Genomic DNA, 1,976 nt, shown 5'->3' on the forward strand with positions numbered 1-1,976 from the left:
CTTGGGTAGGCCTCGCGCAACACCGCGAAGGCGTGCTCGGACAGGTTGCTGGGGAAGACGCCGGTCGGCATGCGGGTGGCGTAGCAACTGATCACCAGGTCGCTGGCGCCATGCTTGCGCACCAAGTACGGCAGCGTACCGGTTTCAGCAAAGGCGACCTTGCTCTGGTTGCCCGCATCGGCCATGGCCTTGGCGAACACGTAGCTGCCAAAGGTGCCCGGGGGCAGGAACACGACTTGACCGTCCTGCAGGTGCGGCGCCACGTGTCTGGCCAAATCTTCGTGGGAGGTCGACGGCAGCGGGATGATGATCAGTTGCGCGTCGCCCAGGGCTTCGGCAAGGTTGTCGGTGAGCGACAGCTTGTCGCCCGGCTTGTCGCCTAGTTTACAGACCGACAACTGGCGAGTGCCCCGGTAGTCYTTGATCGTCAGGCTGCCGATGGCCAGTAGTTCCTTGAGCGCTGCAGAGTCACGACGCCACAGGCGGGTCGCATGCCCTTTTTCAGCCATCTCGACAGCAGCGGCGTAACAGCCGTGTCCACCACCCAGCACCGTAATATTCATGGAGTTGCTCCTCTTGTAAGAGACTCGATGCTATCGAGGTGCACTGCCCCAGACTTCCCCGATTGCGCAGCCGACTGACGGATGACGCAGAAGTCTCAATGCTGCTGTCGCCGCAGCGTGTCCGACGGCAGGCAGCCATAGCGATGCCGATAGGCGCTGGAGAAATGCCCGAAGCTGTTGATGCCGTGACGCAACAAGATATCGGTGACGGTTTCACCGGCCCTGCCCTGCTTTAGCGACTCATGGATCACCGCCAGACGACGGTCACGGATGTACTCGACCGGCGCTTGCTGGAGAAACTGCTTGAAGCCGTTCTGCAAGGTGCGAACCGAGACGCCACATTGCTCGCTCAGGGTCGCCAGRCTGATCGGTTCGTCAAGGTGCTCCTCTATATAGTTACGGGCCTTCTTCACGTGGTGCGGCAGCGGCGCGCGCGAATCGATCAAAAGATCCGCGGAGTGGTTATGCGGCAACTGTGTGAGCAACAGTTGCATCAGATATTCGGACAGGCCACTGGCGAGGCGCGAACCGTCCACGCCGCTGCCGTAAAGCCGGCAAATGTAGTCCAGCGTGTGATAAAGGCTGACGACGCCAGCGTCCAGAGGGTTGACGCTGACATCAAAGATCACCGACTGCCGCAGGCTGCGACCGAGCAGGCGTTGCAGTTGCATCTCCAAGGCATCACGGTCGACGCGCAGGATCAGGTTGCGGCATTGGCCATCGGTGACGATGCGGCTTTGCGCGAACGGCGAGGAAATGCTCAGGTAACCCGACTGCATCGCCGCGCTGCGCCGTCCGTGAGCCACCTCGCAATGCCCCTGCAAGGTAATGCGAAACAGATATCGATCGGCAATGTCGCCGATGGTGATCTCCACTGGCGCGCCATAGCGCAAGTCGAGCAGCGCCGAATCACCGAAGAATACGCCGTTGAGCCGGGTATAAATCGGCTCATCACATAGAACGTTGAAGCTGTGCGGGCACAAGTAATGGCTGACCTTGTCCTTGATCTCGCGGTAATCGGCCGAGCTGAGCAGGCGGTGCCGTTCCAGCAGGTGTACGTCATTCAACATCAGCGGTTCTCCTGACCTGGAGCGGATCGGCCCCGCTGCGTTGAAACGCAGCGAGGCCGAGGTACCGAACATGGACTATCTATAGTCATGCCTGGGTCGGGTGCTCCCGGGTATAGCTTTCGCGGAAATGACGGCAACCACGCCATAGCAGAAGCACTGTCAACGCCGACGCACCGCAGATCACCAGCGACATCGAAGAACCCACTGCCGCCGGCGAACCGAAGTAACGGTCGGTCAACAACGCCACCAACGTGGTCCCCAGGCCCAACCCCAGCAGATTGCTGATCAGCAGAAACACGGCCGAGACCTGCGCGCGTACCTGATTCGGCGCGAGGATCTGCAT

At 60.7% G+C, this 1,976-nt stretch carries 1 protein-coding gene and 2 pseudogenes; all 3 read right to left on the bottom strand.

Going from position 1 to position 1,976, the window contains the following annotated elements:
* Window positions 1-563 (bottom strand): annotated as a pseudogene (locus AC1DRJ_RS25735) (glycerol-3-phosphate dehydrogenase); the annotation flags it as partial.
* 95 nt (window positions 564-658) lie between these two features.
* A complete protein-coding gene (locus AC1DRJ_RS25740; protein ID WP_477804637.1) occupies window positions 659-1,633 on the bottom strand; it encodes an AraC family transcriptional regulator in 975 nt (324 codons plus the stop codon).
* Window positions 1,634-1,718: 85 nt separating this feature from the next.
* Window positions 1,719-1,976, bottom strand: a pseudogene (locus AC1DRJ_RS25745) (spinster family MFS transporter); the annotation flags it as partial.

The sequence above is a fragment of the Pseudomonas sp. P5_B2 genome (assembly GCF_056400445.1).